Annotated in this window: 16 protein-coding genes and 1 pseudogene; 12 read left to right on the top strand and 5 right to left on the bottom strand. The window is 34.6% G+C overall.

What is annotated here, in order from left to right; all coding sequences use genetic code 11:
- Positions 1-63: 63 nt before the first annotated feature.
- Positions 64-1,182: an LPXTG cell wall anchor domain-containing protein gene (locus tag ACYVEC_RS24545; protein WP_460508793.1), complete on the bottom strand. Its 1,119-nt coding sequence runs from the start codon at positions 1,180-1,182 to the stop codon at positions 64-66.
- Between the two features lie 150 nt (positions 1,183-1,332).
- A complete protein-coding gene (locus ACYVEC_RS24540; RefSeq protein WP_063222297.1) occupies positions 1,333-1,914 on the bottom strand; it encodes an ATP-binding protein in 582 nt (193 codons plus the stop codon).
- Positions 1,915-2,270: 356 nt separating this feature from the next.
- On the opposite strand from ACYVEC_RS24540, the gene ACYVEC_RS24535 reads away from it, so the two are divergent.
- From ACYVEC_RS24535 to cuyA, 5 genes are all read left to right on the top strand, one after another.
- Complete coding sequence (locus ACYVEC_RS24535) at positions 2,271-2,744, top strand: DUF4188 domain-containing protein (RefSeq protein ID WP_063222296.1); 474 nt, start codon at positions 2,271-2,273, stop codon at positions 2,742-2,744.
- A gap of 190 nt (positions 2,745-2,934) precedes the next feature.
- Positions 2,935-3,855: a class I SAM-dependent methyltransferase gene (locus ACYVEC_RS24530; protein ID WP_080468419.1), complete on the top strand. Its 921-nt coding sequence runs from the start codon at positions 2,935-2,937 to the stop codon at positions 3,853-3,855.
- A gap of 214 nt (positions 3,856-4,069) precedes the next feature.
- Entirely contained in the window at positions 4,070-5,611 is a 1,542-nt protein-coding gene (locus ACYVEC_RS24525) for a serine hydrolase domain-containing protein (RefSeq protein WP_063222294.1), read from the top strand.
- Positions 5,612-5,807: 196 nt separating this feature from the next.
- Positions 5,808-7,040 carry a DUF4073 domain-containing protein gene (locus ACYVEC_RS24520; protein ID WP_063222293.1) on the top strand — a complete coding sequence of 411 codons (1,233 nt, stop codon included), beginning with the start codon at positions 5,808-5,810 and terminating at the stop codon, positions 7,038-7,040.
- Between the two features lie 359 nt (positions 7,041-7,399).
- Entirely contained in the window at positions 7,400-8,395 is a 996-nt protein-coding gene (gene cuyA / locus ACYVEC_RS24515) for a D-cysteate sulfo-lyase (protein WP_460508786.1), read from the top strand.
- 170 nt (positions 8,396-8,565) lie between these two features.
- On the opposite strand, the gene ACYVEC_RS24510 is transcribed toward cuyA, so the two are convergent.
- Positions 8,566-8,856 (bottom strand): hypothetical protein, encoded by a 291-nt coding sequence (locus ACYVEC_RS24510; protein WP_063222291.1) that lies wholly within the window; start codon positions 8,854-8,856, stop codon positions 8,566-8,568.
- A 100-nt stretch (positions 8,857-8,956) separates the two neighbouring features.
- On the opposite strand from ACYVEC_RS24510, the gene ACYVEC_RS24505 reads away from it, so the two are divergent.
- The 3 genes from ACYVEC_RS24505 to ACYVEC_RS24495 all read left to right on the top strand — a co-directional run bounded on the left by ACYVEC_RS24505 (position 8,957) and on the right by ACYVEC_RS24495 (position 12,334).
- The gene (locus tag ACYVEC_RS24505; RefSeq protein WP_063222290.1) at positions 8,957-9,376 is read left to right on the top strand and encodes a hypothetical protein; all 420 of its coding nucleotides are present in this window, start codon (positions 8,957-8,959) and stop codon (positions 9,374-9,376) included.
- 933 nt (positions 9,377-10,309) lie between these two features.
- Positions 10,310-11,755: a L,D-transpeptidase family protein gene (locus ACYVEC_RS24500; protein WP_063222289.1), complete on the top strand. Its 1,446-nt coding sequence runs from the start codon at positions 10,310-10,312 to the stop codon at positions 11,753-11,755.
- Between the two features lie 363 nt (positions 11,756-12,118).
- Positions 12,119-12,334, top strand: coding sequence for a hypothetical protein (locus ACYVEC_RS24495; RefSeq protein ID WP_063222288.1), 216 nt, complete (start codon positions 12,119-12,121; stop codon positions 12,332-12,334).
- Between the two features lie 192 nt (positions 12,335-12,526).
- Here ACYVEC_RS24495 and ACYVEC_RS24490 read toward each other — a convergent pair whose 3' ends face one another.
- Both ACYVEC_RS24490 and ACYVEC_RS24485 read right to left on the bottom strand, forming a co-directional pair.
- Positions 12,527-13,900: a sensor histidine kinase gene (locus ACYVEC_RS24490; protein ID WP_460508780.1), complete on the bottom strand. Its 1,374-nt coding sequence runs from the start codon at positions 13,898-13,900 to the stop codon at positions 12,527-12,529.
- Positions 13,897-14,571, bottom strand: coding sequence for a response regulator transcription factor (locus ACYVEC_RS24485; RefSeq protein WP_063222286.1), 675 nt, complete (start codon positions 14,569-14,571; stop codon positions 13,897-13,899). The genes ACYVEC_RS24490 and ACYVEC_RS24485 overlap by 4 nt, the downstream gene beginning before the upstream one ends.
- A gap of 176 nt (positions 14,572-14,747) precedes the next feature.
- Between ACYVEC_RS24485 and ACYVEC_RS24480 the strand changes: the two genes are divergently transcribed.
- The 4 genes and pseudogenes from ACYVEC_RS24480 (at position 14,748) to ACYVEC_RS24465 (ending at position 18,868) form a co-directional block, all read left to right on the top strand.
- Complete coding sequence (locus ACYVEC_RS24480; protein WP_063222285.1) at positions 14,748-15,218, top strand: hypothetical protein; 471 nt, start codon at positions 14,748-14,750, stop codon at positions 15,216-15,218.
- Positions 15,219-15,238: 20 nt separating this feature from the next.
- Complete coding sequence (locus ACYVEC_RS24475; protein WP_063222284.1) at positions 15,239-15,562, top strand: PepSY domain-containing protein; 324 nt, start codon at positions 15,239-15,241, stop codon at positions 15,560-15,562.
- A gap of 882 nt (positions 15,563-16,444) precedes the next feature.
- A pseudogene (locus tag ACYVEC_RS24470) lies at positions 16,445-16,702 on the top strand (serine hydrolase domain-containing protein); the annotation flags it as partial.
- 90 nt (positions 16,703-16,792) lie between these two features.
- On the top strand, positions 16,793-18,868 hold the full coding sequence (locus tag ACYVEC_RS24465) for a serine hydrolase domain-containing protein (protein ID WP_063222283.1): 2,076 nt from the start codon (positions 16,793-16,795) through the stop codon (positions 18,866-18,868).
- Positions 18,869-19,255 lie beyond the last annotated feature (387 nt).

Genomic DNA, 19,255 nt, shown 5'->3' with positions numbered 1-19,255 from the left:
GAAAAAGGCCAACCGTATATGCGGTTGGCCTTTGTATAATTGTTTTTAAGAAGTATAATGGCTTTATTTTGAGAATAACGTTTTAATTTTATTTCGTGTTACTAATAAAATCCCGCCTAATACAGATAACATACCTAAAGTCATATTATTTGATTGCTCACTACCAGCGTTAGGAAGTTCTCTAGCATTGTTGTTTGTATTTGCAGTACCAGTCTTTGTTTCTGTTTGTTTTGATTGTGATACTTCATTGATCTTGTTATCTACATTTTGCTTCGTTGTATGTATCTCAGCTAATTTGTCATCAATTTTTTTCTCAGTGTGTTTAAAGTCGTTGATTTTAATATCTAAGTCTTGTTTTTTCTTTGATAAATCGTCTGAAACAGTTTGTTTTGATTGTTTAATTTCGTTAATTTTATTGATTAAATCTTGTCTAGCTTCTTGTAATGCAGCTAGTTTGTTTTTCACATCTTGTTTAGCTAGTTCTAAGTTAGCGGAAAGACTATCTAAATTGCCTTTAATTTTCTTAAGTTCCTCTAACGTGTTACCAGTATTCGGCTTGTTTTCTTTTAGCTCAGCAAGTTTGTCCTCAGCAGTTTGTTTCGCTTTCTTTAACTCAGCTAATTTTTCATCTACCTGTTTTTTAACTTCCTTAAGTTCATTAACCTTCTGATCAATGTTTTCTTTATGTCGCTTAATTTCATTCACTTTTTCATCGACAGTTTGTTTATGTTCTTTAATCTCATTAACCTTATTATCGATATTTTGTTTATGTTCTTTAACTTCAGCAACTTTATCTTCTACTTGTTTTTTATGCTCTTTTATTTCCGCGATTTTATCTTCGGCGATTTGTTTGTCTTGCTGAAGTTTTGCATCTAACTCTTGTTTATGTTGTTTAATCTCGTTAATTTTTTCATCAGCAACTTGTTTACGTTCATGTAGTTCATTCACCTTCGTATCAACATTTTCCTTAACCTTGTTAAGTTCATTCAATGTTTGATCAACATTTTCTTTGTGCTGCTGCAATTTCGCATCTAACTCTTGTTTATGTTGCTTAATTTCAGCTAATCGATCTCCCGTACTTTGCTGAGGAGTAGCATCAGTTACTTCTGCATGAGCAGAGTTTGCGCCAGCAATCATCGCTAAAGCTAGTGTAGACGCAGCGATTGTTTGTTTTGTTTTCATATTTTTGTACCTCTTTTCTTTCATATGCATGAGCTGTTTTGTGTAAAATTGAGCATATAGAAGTAGATTATCTTATCATTATATACCATGTTAGGCGCTTAGAGGAAGGATTTGCATAATAATCTATGATTATGTAATTTTTAAATTCTTTTATTTTGGAGTAGGGGACACATCTTTAGCTAGATGAACAATTTCTTCGATAGTAGAGTGTACATCTTTATTATTACGAATAACAAACAAATAATCAGACTCGTTTTCTACAGGATCTACGACATCTTCGTGAAGTGATTCAGCTTGTTGCCAATTCAGAACTTCTTTGAAACTAGAATAGCTACCTCTAAAAATATTTGTACTTCGCGTGCTTCGAGTCACTCTTTCATAAAGTATATCATCTGGAATGTCAAAGTGAACGAGTATGCGTACATATTCATTTTGTGGAAATAATTCGTTTAGTAAATATAACCTTCCATTTTTACTGCGATTGGAGTTACTAATAATAAGGTGTAAATTTGTATGTTCTTTTGCATAATCAACAATGAATTTTGAAAGGCCGTGCTTAAATGTATTAGGACCTTTAGCCGGCTGTAATTTTTCGTAATGCGTGTTAATAAATTCAGCTTGGTTATCTTGATCCATAACGAAAGAGTAGGGTAACTCTTTTTCTAAAGCTTTTGCAAATGTAGTTTTACCGCTGTGTGTTTTTCCTACTGTAATAATGACGAATCGTTTCATATTGGCCTCCATATATATTGTTATAATTTGGAGTATTCTGTGTGAATCGACAATTTTCCTGCCGGAGAATATACAAAGTTGTTGAGTGGTAATGGGCTGGGAATTTTGCGGAAAAATTTCTGTTTAGAAGGGGGGCGGCAATGCTATCGTTATTGAAATATATTATTAAAATGTTCCTGGTAAAAAGGAGATTTAGAAAAAATATTAATAATAAAAAGGTAGGAAACATATAACCTTTATTGTTAAATGAAGCCTTTCATAATCTACGTTAAAGTAATTGGAAAATTCATGGGAAAATGTTATGGTTTATTTGGGAACTGCACATTATTTATGTTCAGTAAAAAAGGGGGATTAAAGTGGGGGCTAAAATTTTTAACGGCAGGCATATAGCCAATAGCAAGGATCAAGAATTTGTTGTTTTTATTATTGGTATGCGTATTAATAACCTATTAAAATTTTGGAAGTGGATACCAGTTTTCAATGCTATGGGACCTATGATTAAAGAATTGTATCAAAACCCACAATGGGGTTTCTTACATACAGAATTTTTCTTTAGTTGGAGAAAGGTGGTCTTAATTCAATACTGGAAGGGATTCGATGAATTAGTAAACTACGCTCACGGAAAAAACCATTCATATGCTTGGAAATCCTACAATAATATGATTAAAGATAATGGAAGTGTCGGTGTTTTTCACGAGACATATCAAATAGAAAAAGGTGCTTCTGAAGCGATCTATGTTAATATGCCAAAAATAGGTTTATCTAGAGCTACCGACCATATACCAGTATCTCAAGATACTAATACTGCTCAAAAAAGAATGGATAAATAATTCGGGAAATTATGTATATAATTCTGATTTCTCTGCCAAAGAATATACAAAGTGTCGATGTAGAAGCAGACTGAAAACTTGACAAAAAAACTTATTTATGCTATAATTTACCAAAATAAAAATAAAGTGTATAATAGGGTTCTCCTGGCCAGGGGAACCCTATTTTTGTTGTGAAAATGAAGGAGAGTGTATGTGCGTGAAAAAAGGTGAAGCAAGTGTAACGTCATTAGTATCAGCTTTTAGCAGGGCATATCATAGTGAATTTGATAGTTCTAAAATCTTTGATGATTATGTAGCTAAAGAATTCATTTCGCCAAAAGAACGAAGCGATATTGAAACGAATATGGTTCAAGGAATACATTTTTTCAATAAAGACATTGCAGAGCAGTTTCAAGATAATCCAACAGAAATATTAAAATGGATTACACAAGTTCAATTATCACCAACACCTTTAGCACGTGCGGCATATTGTGAAAGAGTATTACTACATGAAATTACATTGGGAGCAAAACAATACGTCATACTCGGTGCAGGCTTAGACACGTTTAGTTTTAGACACCGAGAGTTAGAGGATAAAATAGAAATATTTGAAATAGATCATCCTTCTACGCAAAGATTTAAGAAGGAGAGAATAAAAGAAGCAGAATTTGAAATTCCAAACAACCTTCATTTTGTTTCAATGGATTTTACGAAAGGATTTTCCAATGAACAGTTACGGAATGAAGCATTTGAAAATAAAAAGACTTTCTTTAGTCTTTTAGGTGTTACGTACTATTTAACGAAAGAGGAACTTTCTAGTTTAATAGAATACTTATTCGAGATGGTTCCGGTAGGGAGTTCTATCGTTTTCGATTATCCTGATGAAAACTTATTTACGGAAAAGGGATTGTCCAATCGAGTTGAAAACATGGTAAAAATGGCTGCGGTAGGTGGAGAACCGATGAAATCATGTTTTTCTTATGCCGAAATGGAAGCACTGTTAGAGAAGGCGGGCTTACTCATTTATGAGCATTTATCGCCAGAAGACATAAATAAATTATATTTTGAAGGACGAAACGATTATTTAGAAGCTTTTGAAACAGTGCATTATGTACATGCGGTGAAGAAGTAGAGGATTAGTAGGCATGGGGAGGAATCTCTGTGTCTTTTTTTTCGTATTAAATTCATTGCCCTTGGATAAAGAACAGTAAAACCCCTAAGTATTTAACTTTTTGATTTTTATTACAATTTTGTAAGGTTAAGTAATAAAAATCGATAGAACTAGATAAACGAATGGGATATTCTGAGTGACGGAGAGAATATTCTGAAAAAAGGGGGTAGGACAAATGAAGAATAGACAAAAAGCGTCGATAATATGCAAAGGTATTTTATGTTTAATTATTTGTATGCTAATTACGAATGAAGTGTGGTTTATGAAAGTAGCGAGGGCAGAATCGGGTACATTGACTGATAGGAATATAGAAAACTTTAAAAAAAAGATGGATGAACAGGTACCAAAATGGCAAGAAAATTATAATGTACCAGGGGTTGCAATAGGGATTGTACATGAGGGGCGTATTGCTTATACACTTAACTACGGTTATGTAGATAAAAAGGCAAAAAAAGCGGTGAGTGATGATACTTTGTTTCAGGCTGGTTCCATTTCTAAAAATCTTACAGCATGGGGAATCTTGCATCTTGTAGATGAAGGGCGTTTAACACTAGATGATCCCGTTGGAAAATATCTGACCAAATGGAAATTACCTAATTCAGAGTTTAATAATAATGAAGTCACAATAAGAAGATTGTTAAGTCATACTGCAGGGCTATCTGCACATAAAGGATACCTCGGGGTTGCACCAGGGAAACATCTTGACTCTATTGAGGAATCTCTGTCTGGAAAAGGATGGCTTAATGAACCAGTGGAGGTTACTAATAAACCAGGTTCAGAAACAATTTACTCTGGTGGCGGATATACAATTTTACAACTTGTAATTGAAGAAGTTACCGGAATACCGTTTGATCGTTATATGGAAGAACAAATTATGAAACCTTTAGGAATGAAATCTAGTTCATTCTTACAACGTCCTGAAAACCATAACCTTTCGAAAGCTTATGGATATTTTGGAGAGGAGCTCCCTAGTTACCAATTTACCGAACAGGCTGCTGCAGGTCTTAAGACAAATGTTACCGATATGATGACATTGATACTTGCAAGTATGGATGCAAATAATAAAGGTAATGGTGTCATCAAAAGTGAACGTGTTGAGGAAATGCAAAAGCCGGTATTAGGGGAGAATGGTTTAGGTATATTTGAAAAAAAACTATCTAATCAATGGAAATTAATTTATCATTCTGGTGACAATCGAGGTTGGCATTCTTTTTATGGTTTCATTCCTAATACAAAGGATGGATTGGTAATTCTTACGAATAGTGAAGGGGGTATAGACTTACGACAGGATATTTACCACGCATGGATTGAATATGAAACTGGAAAATTACCTGAAAGTTACTTCGCTCTAGCTGAGCAGAGAAAAAATAACGCCATTACATCAATTGTTATTGGAGCCACACTTGGTATATACTTGCTGCTGTTTGTGATTAGATTGTACAAAGGTAGAAGAACTTTCATTCTTAAGCAAGAGAAGAAATCTTACATCGGATTAGTAGTTAGGACATTTTTACTTGTTATTACTGCTGTTCTCGTTTTTTGTGCTGCCTATTTGTGGAGAGTTTTCAGTTTGAATTCCGGTAATACAATAAATTTTATTCTAATAATGGCATGGATTATAACTCTATTAATTAGTGGATTTTTCCCGAAAATTAAAAGTAATAAAAAACAACGTATGAAACTAAGAGATTTAACATCAAAATTTACATTTATGTAATGTTGAAAGCTAGAAAGCTAGATTGGTGCGAATCGCTAATTGCGGAGTGCAAAAAACGACAAAATCTCTTAAAAAACACTTAACTTTTAATGCCATCTATCTTTACAATCCCTCCTTATAATGTGAATTGGACAAGCACCTAAGAGAAAGCAGAACATGTCAGTTTGTACATTCTATTATTAGGGGGAGAATTTGTATGAAAAAGGCAGTTGCTTCATTAGCTGTTATGGCGGCATTATTACCGACATTTTCAGCACATGCGGAAGGGAATGAGCAAGTTCGAAAGTCAGCTACAACTTTTAACGTTATTAGTGACATTCAAGGGGATTTAGGAGATTTTGATCACGTATTAAAAGATATGAACAAAGTGACGCCACTTTCTAGAGCGCTTATTATGAATGGGGATATAACGTCAACTGGACAACAGTCCCAATATGATGATGTGAAGCGTGTATTAAACAAAAATAAGCATCCAGAGAATGTATGGTCAACTGTTGGGAATCATGAGTTTTATGCTGGTAAATGGACAGCTGATGGGAAGCTCTCTCAAAGTACATGGCCAAATGGTGTAACGGAAGAAACGCTATTTGGTCGCTACTTACAATTTAGCGGACAAGAAAAGGTATATCATAAAAAAGAATTAGACGGTTATCCGCTTTTATTTTTAGGAACTGAAAAATATATGAAATACCACGATTCAAAAATGTGGGATGAAGTATATATGAGTGATGAGCAATTAGGTTGGTTAAAACAAAATTTAGAAGAATATAGTCAAAAAGATAAAAATAAGCCAATCTTCATTTTCTCTCATCACGTTTTACCTGATACAGTATCTGGATCAAGACAAAATCCGTATTTACAAGATTATTTAAACGTTGATAAGTTGTACGATATATTAAAAGACTATCCGCAAGTTGTTTTCTTCACGAGTCACACGCATTGGGATTTAAACTTACCAGACTGGGCTGGTAAAAAGAAAATTACAGGCGGAGATAATAAAGGATTTACGGTTGTAAATACGGGCGGGATTGAAACGGGCTGGATGTCGGCTGGACCAAATGGCGGAGAGAAGACTGCTCCTGATGGCTATTCATTTAAACAAGGGTTGCAAGTGAAAGCATATGGTAGCGATGTAATGGTGACAGCTTACGATTACAAACGTGATAAGGAAATAAAGAAATTATTAATTAGTGATTCGAAAATTGCACAAATGGCACCCAATGTAACCGCTGATGATAGTAAAAATGTAATTGTCGGTGCAACAGAATACATGGAGTACTCTATAGAAGGAACGAACGAGTGGCTGACGTATAATCCAGGGAATCCTCCGAAATTTGATGGGAATAAGATTGTATATGTACGCCATAAAGGCGAAATGAATTTAGAGCCAGGATTAACGCAGCTTCTTCGTTTTTCGGCAAATAAGTGATTGGTAAGGGCCTACTTTTTAACGAGTGGGCTCTTTTTGTTTTGCCGCTTTTTGTCGGTAAGTCGATATATTTGAAAAATCGCTGATATAAATTAAGAATCGCTGATATAAATTAAGAATCGTTGATATATTTTGAAAACCGCCGATATAAGTTAAGAATCGCTGATATATTTGAAAAATCACTGATATAAATTTCATGCACCGTATTGAAGTCTACAGTACTCGTATAATTTCATGTACCGCAATGGAAATTGAAAATCCAATACATTTTTCCCCTAGAAAGATGACTTCACCATTTTTACATGCAATAATAGTAACGTTACATACATTGTGAAAGAAGTACAAAAGGAGCGTTATTTATGAATTTAGCTAAATTCCCGAGAAAAAAATATACAGAATCATATACACCAATTGAAAAATTAAATAATTTTTCTGAAGCACTTGGTGGGCCGACTATTTATTTTAAACGAGATGATTTACTTGGTTTAACAGCTGGTGGAAATAAGACGAGAAAGTTAGAGTTTCTAGTTGCAGATGCACAGGAGAAAGGTGCGGATACGTTAATTACAGCTGGTGGTATTCAGTCGAATCATTGCCGCTTAACACTTGCAGCTGCGGTAAAAGAGAAAATGAAATGTATCCTTGTATTAGAAGAAGGACTTGAGCCAGAAGAGAAGCCAGACTTTAACGGAAACTATTTCTTATATCATTTATTAGGTGCTAAAAACGTAATTGTTGTACCAAACGGAGCAGATCTTATGGAAGAAATGCAAAAAGTAGCGAAAGAAGTAAGTGAGAAAGGTAGTACACCATATGTAATACCAGTTGGTGGATCAAATCCTACTGGTGCATTGGGATACGTTGCTTGTGCGCAAGAAATTATGGCGCAATCATTTGACCAAGGAATTGATTTCAGTTCAGTTGTTTGCGTAAGTGGTAGCGCTGGTATGCACGCTGGTTTAATTACTGGATTTGCAGGAACACAAAGTAACATCCCAGTAATCGGAATTAACGTAAGTAGAGGAAAAGCAGAGCAAGAGGAGAAAGTAGCAAAACTTGTAGAAGAAACGTCGGCTCACGTTGGTATTCCAAACTTTATCCCGCGCGAAGCGGTTACATGCTTTGATGAATATGTAGGGCCAGGTTACGCGTTACCAACGCCAGAAATGGTGGAAGCAGTTCAATTACTTGCGAAAACAGAAGGTATTTTACTTGATCCAGTGTATACAGGTAAAGCAGTAGCGGGACTAATCGATTTAATTAAAAAAGGTACATTTAATAAAGAAGACAACATTTTATTCGTACATTCAGGTGGTTCACCAGCGTTATATGCGAATACGTCTTTATTTGCGTAAGTGTGAAAAAGCATTGGGTATCCAATGCTTTTTTGTTATATAATGGAATTGTTATGAAGCGAGAAGGGGGAGTATATGAGTTCAAATGTAAAATGGATTATATACACAGTACTCGGCATTTCTATTCTATTCATTTTATTTGTGGCTTATGGAGTTTATTTATATTTCACTTAAGCGAAATGGTAACCAAACCAAAGGAAAAATAAAATAATTACTGTGTTAAATAGAGTAAAACATAAACCGATAATTGATAAAACTTTCTTTTCAGTGCGGCTATAGAGTGAAATAACAGCCAATATAAGCGTTATAACAGCAGAAGCTAATATGAAGTAGGCGAAAGGCACGACATATTCTACTCCAACTCTGTCTAAAATAGGTGTGAAGAGAAAGAGATTAATAGTAACGAATATACTTACAATAAGAAACGTATAACTTTTCCAAGTGTATGTTTTTAACTGCATGAATGGTGCTCCTTTCCTGATATTTTTTATATTTCTAACCATAAAGTAATTACCTTTATTTTACAATATTCTAAATTTTTATGAAATGAGGTAGATGAATATGAAGGGTAGAAATTTATCTGTGGTTTTTATTGCCATAGTTATATTCATAGTAACGGGCTGTTCGAATATAATAGGAAATGAAGAACAAACAATTAAAGTGCAAAAACATGTTGATGATAAATATGAAGATTTGAAGGTAGTTACAGATAATAAGCAAGTTCGGGAAGTAAAGAAAATATTAAATGATACTAATTTTGAGAATGAAAAAGTGGAAATGTCTCGTCCGGCTGATTATCACTTTATTTTTCAATCTAAAAATCCGAAAATAGAGGCGAAAGCTGCTTTGTATCAAATTTGGGTAAGTCCCAATAAGGATAAAATAGAAATCACGGTGGGGGGGATTGGGTACGCTCAATTAAATGGAAAAAATGCAGCTACTTTGTTTTGGATTGTTACGGGAGATAAGTTAGCTGAATAAACATATATGGTTATAGAAATTCAGTTCGTATTTTTCATTTTGAGAGATAATTAGTTTTCAACAAAATAGCTATCTTTTTATATTGGAATAAATATTGAGAATCGGATAAAATGGAAATTGGAAATTGACGGATTATGGCACTTTAAGGTGCCTATTAATCCGCTAATGTATAATAAAAACAGGAAATATATTGTTTTTACAAAGGTTCGGTGTTATGTTTAATTTTCTCAATATAATATTTCGCTTATATAGGAGTGGCTATTTGAATAAATTAATGTTATTGGTTTTATTGGCTACATGCTGTCTCATGATTGCAGGATGTTCTAATAATATAATTACACCAAAAAATGAGTCTAAAACCTCAACACCTGTAAAGATTAGTCGTATCAACAAAGCGTGGTACAAACATATATAATAGTTTAAAGAAACTTAAAATTGTTGATGATCAAGATCATAAAGTGAAATTAGTTAGGTTGATAGTAGATGTTGTGAAACGTGGCGAAAAGCGGGAAGCATTTATATGTAGTGAAATAGGGGATTATAACTTTATAAAATATGCTACATTAAAATATTCACAAAAAAGAGTCTAAAATTAGAACCTTTTTTGTGGATATTTTTCATAAAAGAAATTCTACGGTGCCTTCCTCTAACTTGAACCTTCTAAAAATTATTTCACTAAGTTAAAGTGTTCATTGAGAGTATAACCCTTCAAAATTTGGGGAATGCAAGGGGGCTGTAATAGTTCGATTGGTGCCTCCCTTTTTCACTTTATCTACCATCTTTATATATCTTTCTATTAAAAAATCTAACTTTAATCGATTAAATGAGATAAAATCTAGTTAAAAATAATGAAATTTCAGGAAAAATAAGGTACACTAATCAATGGTTTTGGTTTAAAATCGATTGACGTTAATGTATACGGGGGAAAGATTGATGAATAACAATACAGTAAATGAATCAGTTGAAGAAGTTGAGAAAAAACGGGTAAGATCGAAAAAACGTTTTACAAATTGGAAGCTTATCGCAGCGGGTGGCGGTGTAATTGCACTTCTCATTGGGGGAATGAGTTATTACCAGGCAACTCACTTCAATTCAAATGTTACGATTAACGATACAAAAGTCGGTGGTATGAGCGCTGATGAGGCAATACAGAAATTAAAAACATCTGGACTAGCAAACAAAGTCTATATTGATCAACAACAAATTTTAGATGAAAAAGAGACGAAAACGGAACTGACGGAAAAAGATTCGCCGCAAGTTAAGAAACTATTAAAAAGCCAGTGGACATTTTTCCCTTCTGCAAAGGAAAAAAATTATTCACTACTACCAGAAAAGGCAGAGAAGTACCGTAGTGAAACGATGAAAAAACTTGTAGAAGAAAAGCTCGTCTCTATGAATGAAAAATTAAAAGCACCTCAAGATGCTATGGCGAAGCTTGAACAAGGGAAAGTTGTTATTTCGAAGAGCGTTGATGGGAAACAGTATGACGTTACGAGTTTACTAAAAGATTATGATAAGCAGAAGCATAAAAGCGAAATTCATCTAAAGTCTGCATACATACAGCCTATTAAAGAAGACGATCCGATTATTAAAAAAGAAGAAAAAGCATTACAGAATCTTCTTGGGCAGTCTGTTGATTATAAAGTGCAAAATGAAGTGTATTCATTAAAAGCGAAAGATTTAATTCAAAATGCCTCTATGTCAAAGGATATGAAAGTGACAATCGATGCGAGCGATATTAAGAATAAGATTACTGAAATTAATAAGGCTAAATCTACATTACATAAAGACTTCGCTTTTAAAACACATTCTGGTTCGGTCATATCAGTAAAAGGACAAGGATACGGCTGGGCATTAGATGTTGAAAAAGAGACAAAACAAGTTCAACAAGCCTTTGAGAAAGGCGAAAAATCACTTTCTGCTTCTAATATTCACGGAAATGGTTGGGAGAAGGAAGGTATCGGTTATAAAACAACATCGAATAATGGCATCGGAGACACATATGCAGAAGTTTCAATTGCAGATCAGCAAATTTGGATTTATAAAGATGGGAAATTAGTCGTTACAACAAATGTAGTAACGGGTAAACATAGCACGGGTGAAGATACATCACCAGGTGTGTGGTACGTCCTATACAAACGAACACCATACACGCTAAGAGGTAGCGCAGTAGGTAAAGCTGATTATGCAGTTAAAGTAGATTACTGGGTTCCATTCACAAATAGCGGTCAAGGATTCCACGATGCCGGCTGGCGAAAAGACTGGGGAAATAATGCTTATGTAACAGGGGGATCAGGCGGGTGTGTGAACCTTCTTCCTAATGTTGCAAAAACTGTGTATGATAGTTTGAATACGTATGATCCAGTTATTGTGTACTAGAAAATAGCTACGTATCAAAAACTTAAACGAATAAACAAAGCAGGAAATCTTACTTGATGGTACATGAAAAAACACCTCTTGAATTTGCATACTAAGTGTGGGAATTCAATGGAGGTGTTTTTTGTTTGAATACAAGAGTTAATTGCTTATAAAAAACAAATTAAAAAGAGATTAAAATAAAGAATAAGTATTCAAATAGTCAATAAAATTGACAATGAATATCATTTTCACTTATTATAGAATCGTCGTATTTAATTAGACATGACTTTTTTGTTAATATAATAGATTTCTATTAAGGTATCACATTCAAGAACTATTACTAAATCTTTTAAGAACTTAAAAGCAGGAAAGGGTAATATAAAAATGAACTGGAAAAAAGGCGGATTATGGGTTATTATTTTTTTCGTTGTAAAAGGCACGATTTCTACGCTTTTAATAGTTACAGGTGCTAAATATTTTGATTTGTCATTTATGCAACTTATCGTATTGATCCTGACTTTATTAGTGATTTCTCTAATAAGTCGAAAATTGCTGTATAAACATAAACAAAACAAAAAGCAAAAAGAGCTAAATATATAATGCAGCCCCAGAGACCTTTGGATTTCTGGGGTTTTATTTCGATCGTTTTTTCCACATGTATATTAACTTAACGGAACAGGTTGTCCAAAACGATAAAATCGATGATGCTTAAAATGCGTCAATTACTTTTATATAAGGGTTGAAGAGAGCTATTGAATCAATCTTTATTCTGAAGCTACAGACGTGCATAAATTATGCTTGTTTTTCAATTGGTAGTTTAAATGTAAAAGTACTGCCTTCTCCTAATTCACTTTCAACCGTAATGTCTCCTCCGTGTAGTTCGACAATCCATTTTACCATCGACAATCCTAAACCTGTGTTTCCGATGTTTGAAGATGTTCGTGCTGCGTCAACTCGATAAAATCTGTCCCATATTTTAGTAATGTGTTGCTCGCTGATGCCTATGCCATTATCGGAAACTTTACCTATTATGTTGGTTTCATCGCGGAACAGTTGCATATGAACAGTTCCGTTCGCTTTGCTATAAGCAATCGCATTCGTTAGTAAATTCATTAATAAACGCATCATCAATGTTTGATCTGCTTTCATAAACAGGTCTTCCTCTATATTAGTTGTTATATCAATTGAAGCTTCTTGAACCATTAGTGAAAGCTCTTCTACAACAATTTCCGTTAATTCACTCATATTAATACATTCAAATTGGAAAGTATTATGGTTTCCTTGGTCAGCTCTTGCTAATAGTAAGAGTTGTGAGATTAGCGAGGACATCTTACGTGATTGCTTTAAAATTACTTCTAACGATTCTTCCATTTCTTTCGGATTATTTCTCTGCGATAAAGCGTATTCGCATTGCGAAATAATAACAGATGTTGGTGTTCTTAATTCATGAGATGCGTCAGATGTAAATTGTTTTTCACTTTCAAATGATGTCTCCAATCGCTCAAACATTTTGTCAAAAGTTTGTGCTAAATGATACATTTCGTCTTTCGGTGAACCTTTTAAATTAATTCTCTTCGAAAGGTCTTTACCATCACCAATTTTACTGGCTGAATCACTCATTTGTTGCACAGGTCGAAACGCTCTTTGCGTAATAAAATATCCTCCCACTGCCGCAATGAGAATAAGTAATGGAAATGAGATGAGTGTTACTACGATAAGTGTATTCATCGTTGATGATAATTGGCTCATGGTCATTATTCCACGAACCCAGACTTGCTCATCGCCGCCTGTATTATGGAGAGAATCATATACGATCCATTCTTTATTACCATCTTTAATGGTTTGTATTTCATCGGATTTAAGCGATATCTTTTTATTAAAGCTTGTTGGACTATTTCCTACCAGCAGCTCACCTTGTTTACTATAAATGATGATATTTACTCCATCTTCTAAGGTTTCAAAATCATCGTCCATCTTTAATTGTCCATGCTTATACTCGATATCCTCAATGCTTTCTTTTACTGTGCTCTTCAATTGATCTTTCATATTAAAAAGCAAAACTTTATCTGAAGAAGTTAAAATAAAAGCTAACACGAGTGCCATAATAATTACAATTAGCCCCGTATACCACAGGGTTACTCTCATTTTTATTGATAGTCTTTTCATGATTCTACTCGCAATACGTAACCAGTTCCTCGTACTGTATGAATTAACTTCGTTTCAAACTGGCTATCAATTTTTTTACGAAGATAGCGGACGTAAACATCAATAATATTCGATCCACCTTCATAGTCGTAATTCCACACATGTTGCTCAATTTTATCTCGTGTCAACACAACTTCTTTATTACGAATCATATATTCTAAAATAGCAAATTCTTTACTGGAAAGAGTGATAACTTGGTCTCCTCTTGTTACTTTATGCATTTTGCAATCTACTACTAGGTCAGCGATTTCAAACACATTAGATGCATTACCTGTTTTTCTTCGCATTAACACTCGAATTCTTGCTAACAGTTCGTCAAAAGCAAACGGCTTTACTAAATAATCGTCCGCACCTAAGTCGAGTCCTGTTACGCGATCATCAATTGTATCTTTAGCTGTAAGAAGCAAGACCGGAGTTGTATGATTGTCCGCGCGTAATCTTTGTAGTACTTGTAAACCATCTATGCGGGGAATCATAATGTCAAGCACAATCAAATCGTAGGCAGCCATGTTTATATAATCCAGGGCATCTTCTCCATTCCCACATGCATCGACACTATAATGTTCTGCATTTAATCGTTTTACCAATATATTTTGTAAATCTTGTTCATCTTCGACAATAAGAACTCGCATTAACATTCTCCTTTTCTTCTTATTAATATGTATCACTATAATTCCAAAACATTAAAGAAAGATTAGAAACCATTTAATTATATCATTTTATTTTTTGTTATATTAATCTTCCTTTAATGTTTGTTCAGTAATATAAAGGCAAGGTTAAGGTGCACATGTAAAGGGAGGAAAACAGAATGAGAAATCGGATGTTGATTGGAGCAATGTCTTGTTTATTCTTAACAGCTTGTTCTACTCAAGCTGATAACAATACAGAAGTACAACAACTGAAAGTGGAAAATGATACATTGCAAAAAGAAAGTTCTCAACTACAACAAGAACCACACAAAGCACAAGCTGCTACGAATGCTACGAAGCAAATACAGGATTTTAAAAATGAAGTTACATCTATCGTTGAAAAGACAAATAACACGAAACCAGTTGGAGTAAAAGAAGAAAACTTAAATACGTACTTAGCAGTAAAAAAAGAAATTGATCAATTAGATGACAAGATAGACCTATCTGATAATCAGCTTGAAGCAGATTATCGCGCTGGAACGATAACGATTGAACAATATAAAGCGCAAGAAAGAGAACACGATATACTGGAAGATCAATTAGAGCAAGCAGAAAATGCACTTGAAGCAAGATTTGGAATAGATGATTAATCATTAAGGAGTGGATGGAAATGTTAAAACATAAAAAGAAAATAATGATAAGTGTAATTGCTATTTTAGTAAGTGGTATTGCTATTGTTGGTGGATATTATGGTATGGGTTACAATTATGCCAAAAAGAATGAAAACTACACAGAGAAACAAGTTCGTGAAATTTCTTTAGCGCATACAAATGGAGAAATTATGAATGTGAAAAAAGAATTCGAATTAGAAGATGACAACTTAATACAATCTACATTTGAATATGAAGTGGAAATCAAGACACCTGATAATCTGTTAAATATTTTAAAGGTTAGTGCTAGAACAGGTACAATAGAAATCAATAATGAAGATTAAAAAAATATCAACAAATAAAATATCGTATATTTGAAAAAATCCAGGCTAAGCAAACATAAAATAAGCTGCCCATATGGACAGCTTATTTACACAATTCTTGTTATCGGTAGCGAAGAAAAAGACGAATCCCTAATTTCACAAGGGAATCGTCTTTTTTGTTCTATGGATACATGCATTTTCTTATACATTTCGATCCTGCTGCGATTTTAGGTTTCTTGTCTGTTATTGGATTAACCGAAAAACTGTATAAAATCTTGTATACTCTTAGTGTGGTTTTTCCGAAATACTGACGGTACTCCATCGCTATCAAGCTAAGCTCATACAACGTCAATTATATTAGAGGTTGTTTCTTTTTTCTAAAAGCTAGGTGTAGAATATTTGCATGCCCATCAAGCTAAGAAAACAGATTAACCCCAAAACAAAAAAATCCTTCGTATAATATGTGAGAGAAAAGGAGAGATAAAGGTATTTTAACCTTATCTCTCTTTTTCTATATTAATTTATTTTCAGGTAAGGAGTTGATTAGTTATTACTATTTATAAGAACGTGAAGAAGTGTTGATGCCGGTTGGAACTGTTGTAAAGGTTGAGGGGGGGAATCCAAGGAAATATGAGAGATGTGCATGATGATTTGGCGCATGGTTATTAATCCATCTTCTATGAAATCGTGGGATTATATAAGCATTTATTATCCTGGAGATTTTAAAATAAAACCTACCTAATTATAGAAGTGATTTGAACGTAAGGAAATTGTAAGAAATGGATAAGAAAAAAGAAATTTTTATTGTATAGGATACAAATATAGAGAAGCGTAAAAGAGGGGGGGTAAATAGGATACATTTATACGAAAAATAAACTAGTAATAAGAGCATTCTATTGGTGGCAATTACTGAAAGAACAGCAACTAAAACAAATACTCACTACAGTTCCTGCAGGAAAGGGAGGAATCAATGGATATGGTCTAGGAATCTATGAAATTAAACTTCCTAACGTTGTCTCGATATGGGGACATACAGGTGTTATTCCAGGATTTGATACTTTTGCTGGAGGGGCATATGTTGACGGCAATTTGAACAGTATGGGTAGAGCCGAGAATCCTGGTCTTTTTAAAAGTATTTTACTTGTTGAATATAGACAGTAGGGATAAAGCCAGAATAGTAGTTTATGTGATGTTTGTAATTGAACAAATAAAAGATGAAATCGATCATTTGTCTAAGGAGGAATTTTTCTTATGGAAAATAAATTATCTGGAGTGTTAGCCGCTACCTTAGCTCTAACGATGAGTCTACCAACAGGAGCGATAGCGTCTTCTAGCAGTAAGACTCCGGTTGTATCTAGCCAAGAAGTTGCTAGCAAAGATTTGGAGAAGATTGCTGCAGAGAACGCTGCACTGCTCACGAAGTCCTATGAGACGACTAGTGTACAGTATGCGCTGATTGATAATGGTAAACTTATTTTGTCGGGGCAGACAGGTAAGAACGACATAGAAGGGAAAGAGCCACTAACCAAAGATACTCTATACGGAATTGGTTCAACCAGTAAAGTATATACAGCTGCGGCTGTTATGAAACTGGTAGACGAAGGAAAAGTTGATTTGGATGCTCCTGTTGCCCGCTATATTCCTGATTTCAAAATGAAAGATAAACGATATAAGCGTATTACACCGCGTATGCTGTTGAATCACTCCTCGGGTTTGCAAGGTTCGACGTTCAATAATGCATTTTTATTTAAAGATAATGATGCTTATGCCCATGATATATTGTTGCAACAATTGTCCAACCAAAACTTGAAGGCAGACCCTGGTGCGTTCTCAGTATACTGTAATGACGGTTTTACACTGGCTGAGATCTTGGTAGAAAGAGTCAGTGGTATGAGTTTTACTGAATTTCTACATCAAAAGTTTACAGAGCCATTAAAACTGAATCATATGATAACATCGCAAGACAAATGGGAAGACGAAAAGCGGGCTGGACTGTATTCTCCGACATACCAGGGACAGCTACCAAGTGAAATGGTGAATGTGATTGGTACGGGAGGAATCTCTTCTACTGCAGAAGATGTGGTGCGATTCTCACAAATATTTATGGGACAGGGAAAAGAAATTCTCTCTAATAAAGCAGTCAAGGCGATGGAACAAGAAGAATATAAAAAAGGAATGTGGCCGGGAGATAGCGGAAATGTGTTCAACTATGGTCTTGGCTGGGATAGTGTGAAACTATACCCATTCAGTGAATATGGGATAAAAGCGTTGACTAAGGGTGGGGATACGATACTGCAACATGCTACATTGGTCGTGCTTCCAGAACAGAAGATGGCAGCAGCTGTATTGTCCTCCGGCGGCTCCAGCATGACAAATCAACTGTTGGCAAACAAATTACTGCTAGCCAGGCTTAAAGAGAAAGGGACAATTAAGGATATAAAACCAGATAAATCCTTCGGCAAGCCAGTCAAGGCTAAAGTGCCCCAAGACGTGGTAAAAAAAGCAGGATTTTATGGAAATAGCTACAGCCATTTCAAAATAGAAATTACGAAGAAGGGAGAACTGTTTTTACCAACTAAACCGGAAGAAAAATATGTATATACGGCGGATGGAAGCTTTATAAATGAGAAGGGTACTTCCAAGCTTAACTTTGTCACTGAGAAGAATGGAAAAGTTTATTTGAGAGAGAGCACATATGAATTATCACCGGGATTAGGGCAAAATGTGCTGACTCACTATTTAGCCCAGAAATTAGAAAACAATGTGTTACCGAAGAAAACAGCTGCTGCATGGGCGAAGCGCGAGGGTGGAAAGTTCTACCTCGTTAACGAAAAATTTAATTCTATGAACTATCTAGGACAACTAATGCCTCTTAACACACAAATTACGATCAAGGATGGGTATTGGGACGGCAAAAAAATTACAGGTCCGAATACGGCGACGCATCAAATTCAGATTCCTGTGATGAATGGGCGGGATACAAAGGAAGCCCATTTCTATACAGAGGATGGTACTGAATATATGGAGATGGCCAGCTTTTTATACGTCAGTGAATCTAACGTAAAACCCCTTGATACAGGTCAATTATCGAAAGTTACATTGCAAAAAAATGGGCATGCGAAATGGTTTACGATCCCGCAAGAGGCAGCAGGGAAAACGATGAATGTGGAGTTGACATCAGGAAGTTCATTCGCGGTGTATGATGAGAATGGAGTATGCGTCAATTTTACCGTTGTTAGTGACAATAACAAAGTGAAACTACCAGAGAACGGAACGGTTGTATTTGCTGGCGCACCGAACTCAGAATTTACAGTCGCATTGAACTAGCTACAACTCGGGGTAGACTTTAATAAAACAGTACGACATGGAAAAGCTATTTTATTTGTATCTTAAGTATTCCCTTAAATGATATTACACTTAAATTCTTAGCTTAATAGCAATGGGATCCCGCCCACGTTTTAACGAAAATATACGCTAAGCAAATCCCAACATAAAGCGAGCCGAATTTTCTACTCTTAAGAAAAATTTCGGTTCGTTTTATGGTTTCATGACAAGTTGTTTACTGAACAATAAAGTTCTTTATTGGAACAGGCTACTTTCTTCAACAATCGGGCCAGATTGTTGAAGAAGAAATATAATAAAAATGCTTTTGATTGTTTTATTAAACGAATTAAACCGCAAAAAACAAGAAGAATTCTCCCCTTTTTACTAGTA

The organism is Bacillus sp. MN7755 (assembly GCF_054771475.1).
Note: the sequence above shows the minus strand (reverse complement) of the source record. Positions and strands in the feature narration are given on the sequence as shown.

Excerpts from the sequence above, each read along its gene's own strand:
- ACYVEC_RS24530 (WP_080468419.1), top strand. The coding sequence starts at position 2,935 with ATGTGCGTGAAAAAAGGTGAAGCAAGTGTAACGTCATTAGTATCAGCT.
- ACYVEC_RS24465 (WP_063222283.1), top strand. The coding sequence starts at position 16,793 with ATGGAAAATAAATTATCTGGAGTGTTAGCCGCTACCTTAGCTCTAACG.
- ACYVEC_RS24500 (WP_063222289.1), top strand. The coding sequence starts at position 10,310 with ATGAATAACAATACAGTAAATGAATCAGTTGAAGAAGTTGAGAAAAAA.
- ACYVEC_RS24520 (WP_063222293.1), top strand. The coding sequence starts at position 5,808 with ATGAAAAAGGCAGTTGCTTCATTAGCTGTTATGGCGGCATTATTACCG.
- cuyA (WP_460508786.1), top strand. The coding sequence starts at position 7,400 with ATGAATTTAGCTAAATTCCCGAGAAAAAAATATACAGAATCATATACA.
- ACYVEC_RS24525 (WP_063222294.1), top strand. The coding sequence starts at position 4,070 with ATGAAGAATAGACAAAAAGCGTCGATAATATGCAAAGGTATTTTATGT.
- ACYVEC_RS24540 (WP_063222297.1), bottom strand. The coding sequence starts at position 1,914 with ATGAAACGATTCGTCATTATTACAGTAGGAAAAACACACAGCGGTAAA.
- ACYVEC_RS24485 (WP_063222286.1), bottom strand. The coding sequence starts at position 14,571 with ATGCGAGTTCTTATTGTCGAAGATGAACAAGATTTACAAAATATATTG.
- ACYVEC_RS24510 (WP_063222291.1), bottom strand. The coding sequence starts at position 8,856 with ATGCAGTTAAAAACATACACTTGGAAAAGTTATACGTTTCTTATTGTA.
- ACYVEC_RS24490 (WP_460508780.1), bottom strand. The coding sequence starts at position 13,900 with ATGAAAAGACTATCAATAAAAATGAGAGTAACCCTGTGGTATACGGGG.
- ACYVEC_RS24505 (WP_063222290.1), top strand. The coding sequence starts at position 8,957 with ATGAAGGGTAGAAATTTATCTGTGGTTTTTATTGCCATAGTTATATTC.
- ACYVEC_RS24480 (WP_063222285.1), top strand. The coding sequence starts at position 14,748 with ATGAGAAATCGGATGTTGATTGGAGCAATGTCTTGTTTATTCTTAACA.
- ACYVEC_RS24495 (WP_063222288.1), top strand. The coding sequence starts at position 12,119 with ATGAACTGGAAAAAAGGCGGATTATGGGTTATTATTTTTTTCGTTGTA.
- ACYVEC_RS24475 (WP_063222284.1), top strand. The coding sequence starts at position 15,239 with ATGTTAAAACATAAAAAGAAAATAATGATAAGTGTAATTGCTATTTTA.
- ACYVEC_RS24545 (WP_460508793.1), bottom strand. The coding sequence starts at position 1,182 with ATGAAAACAAAACAAACAATCGCTGCGTCTACACTAGCTTTAGCGATG.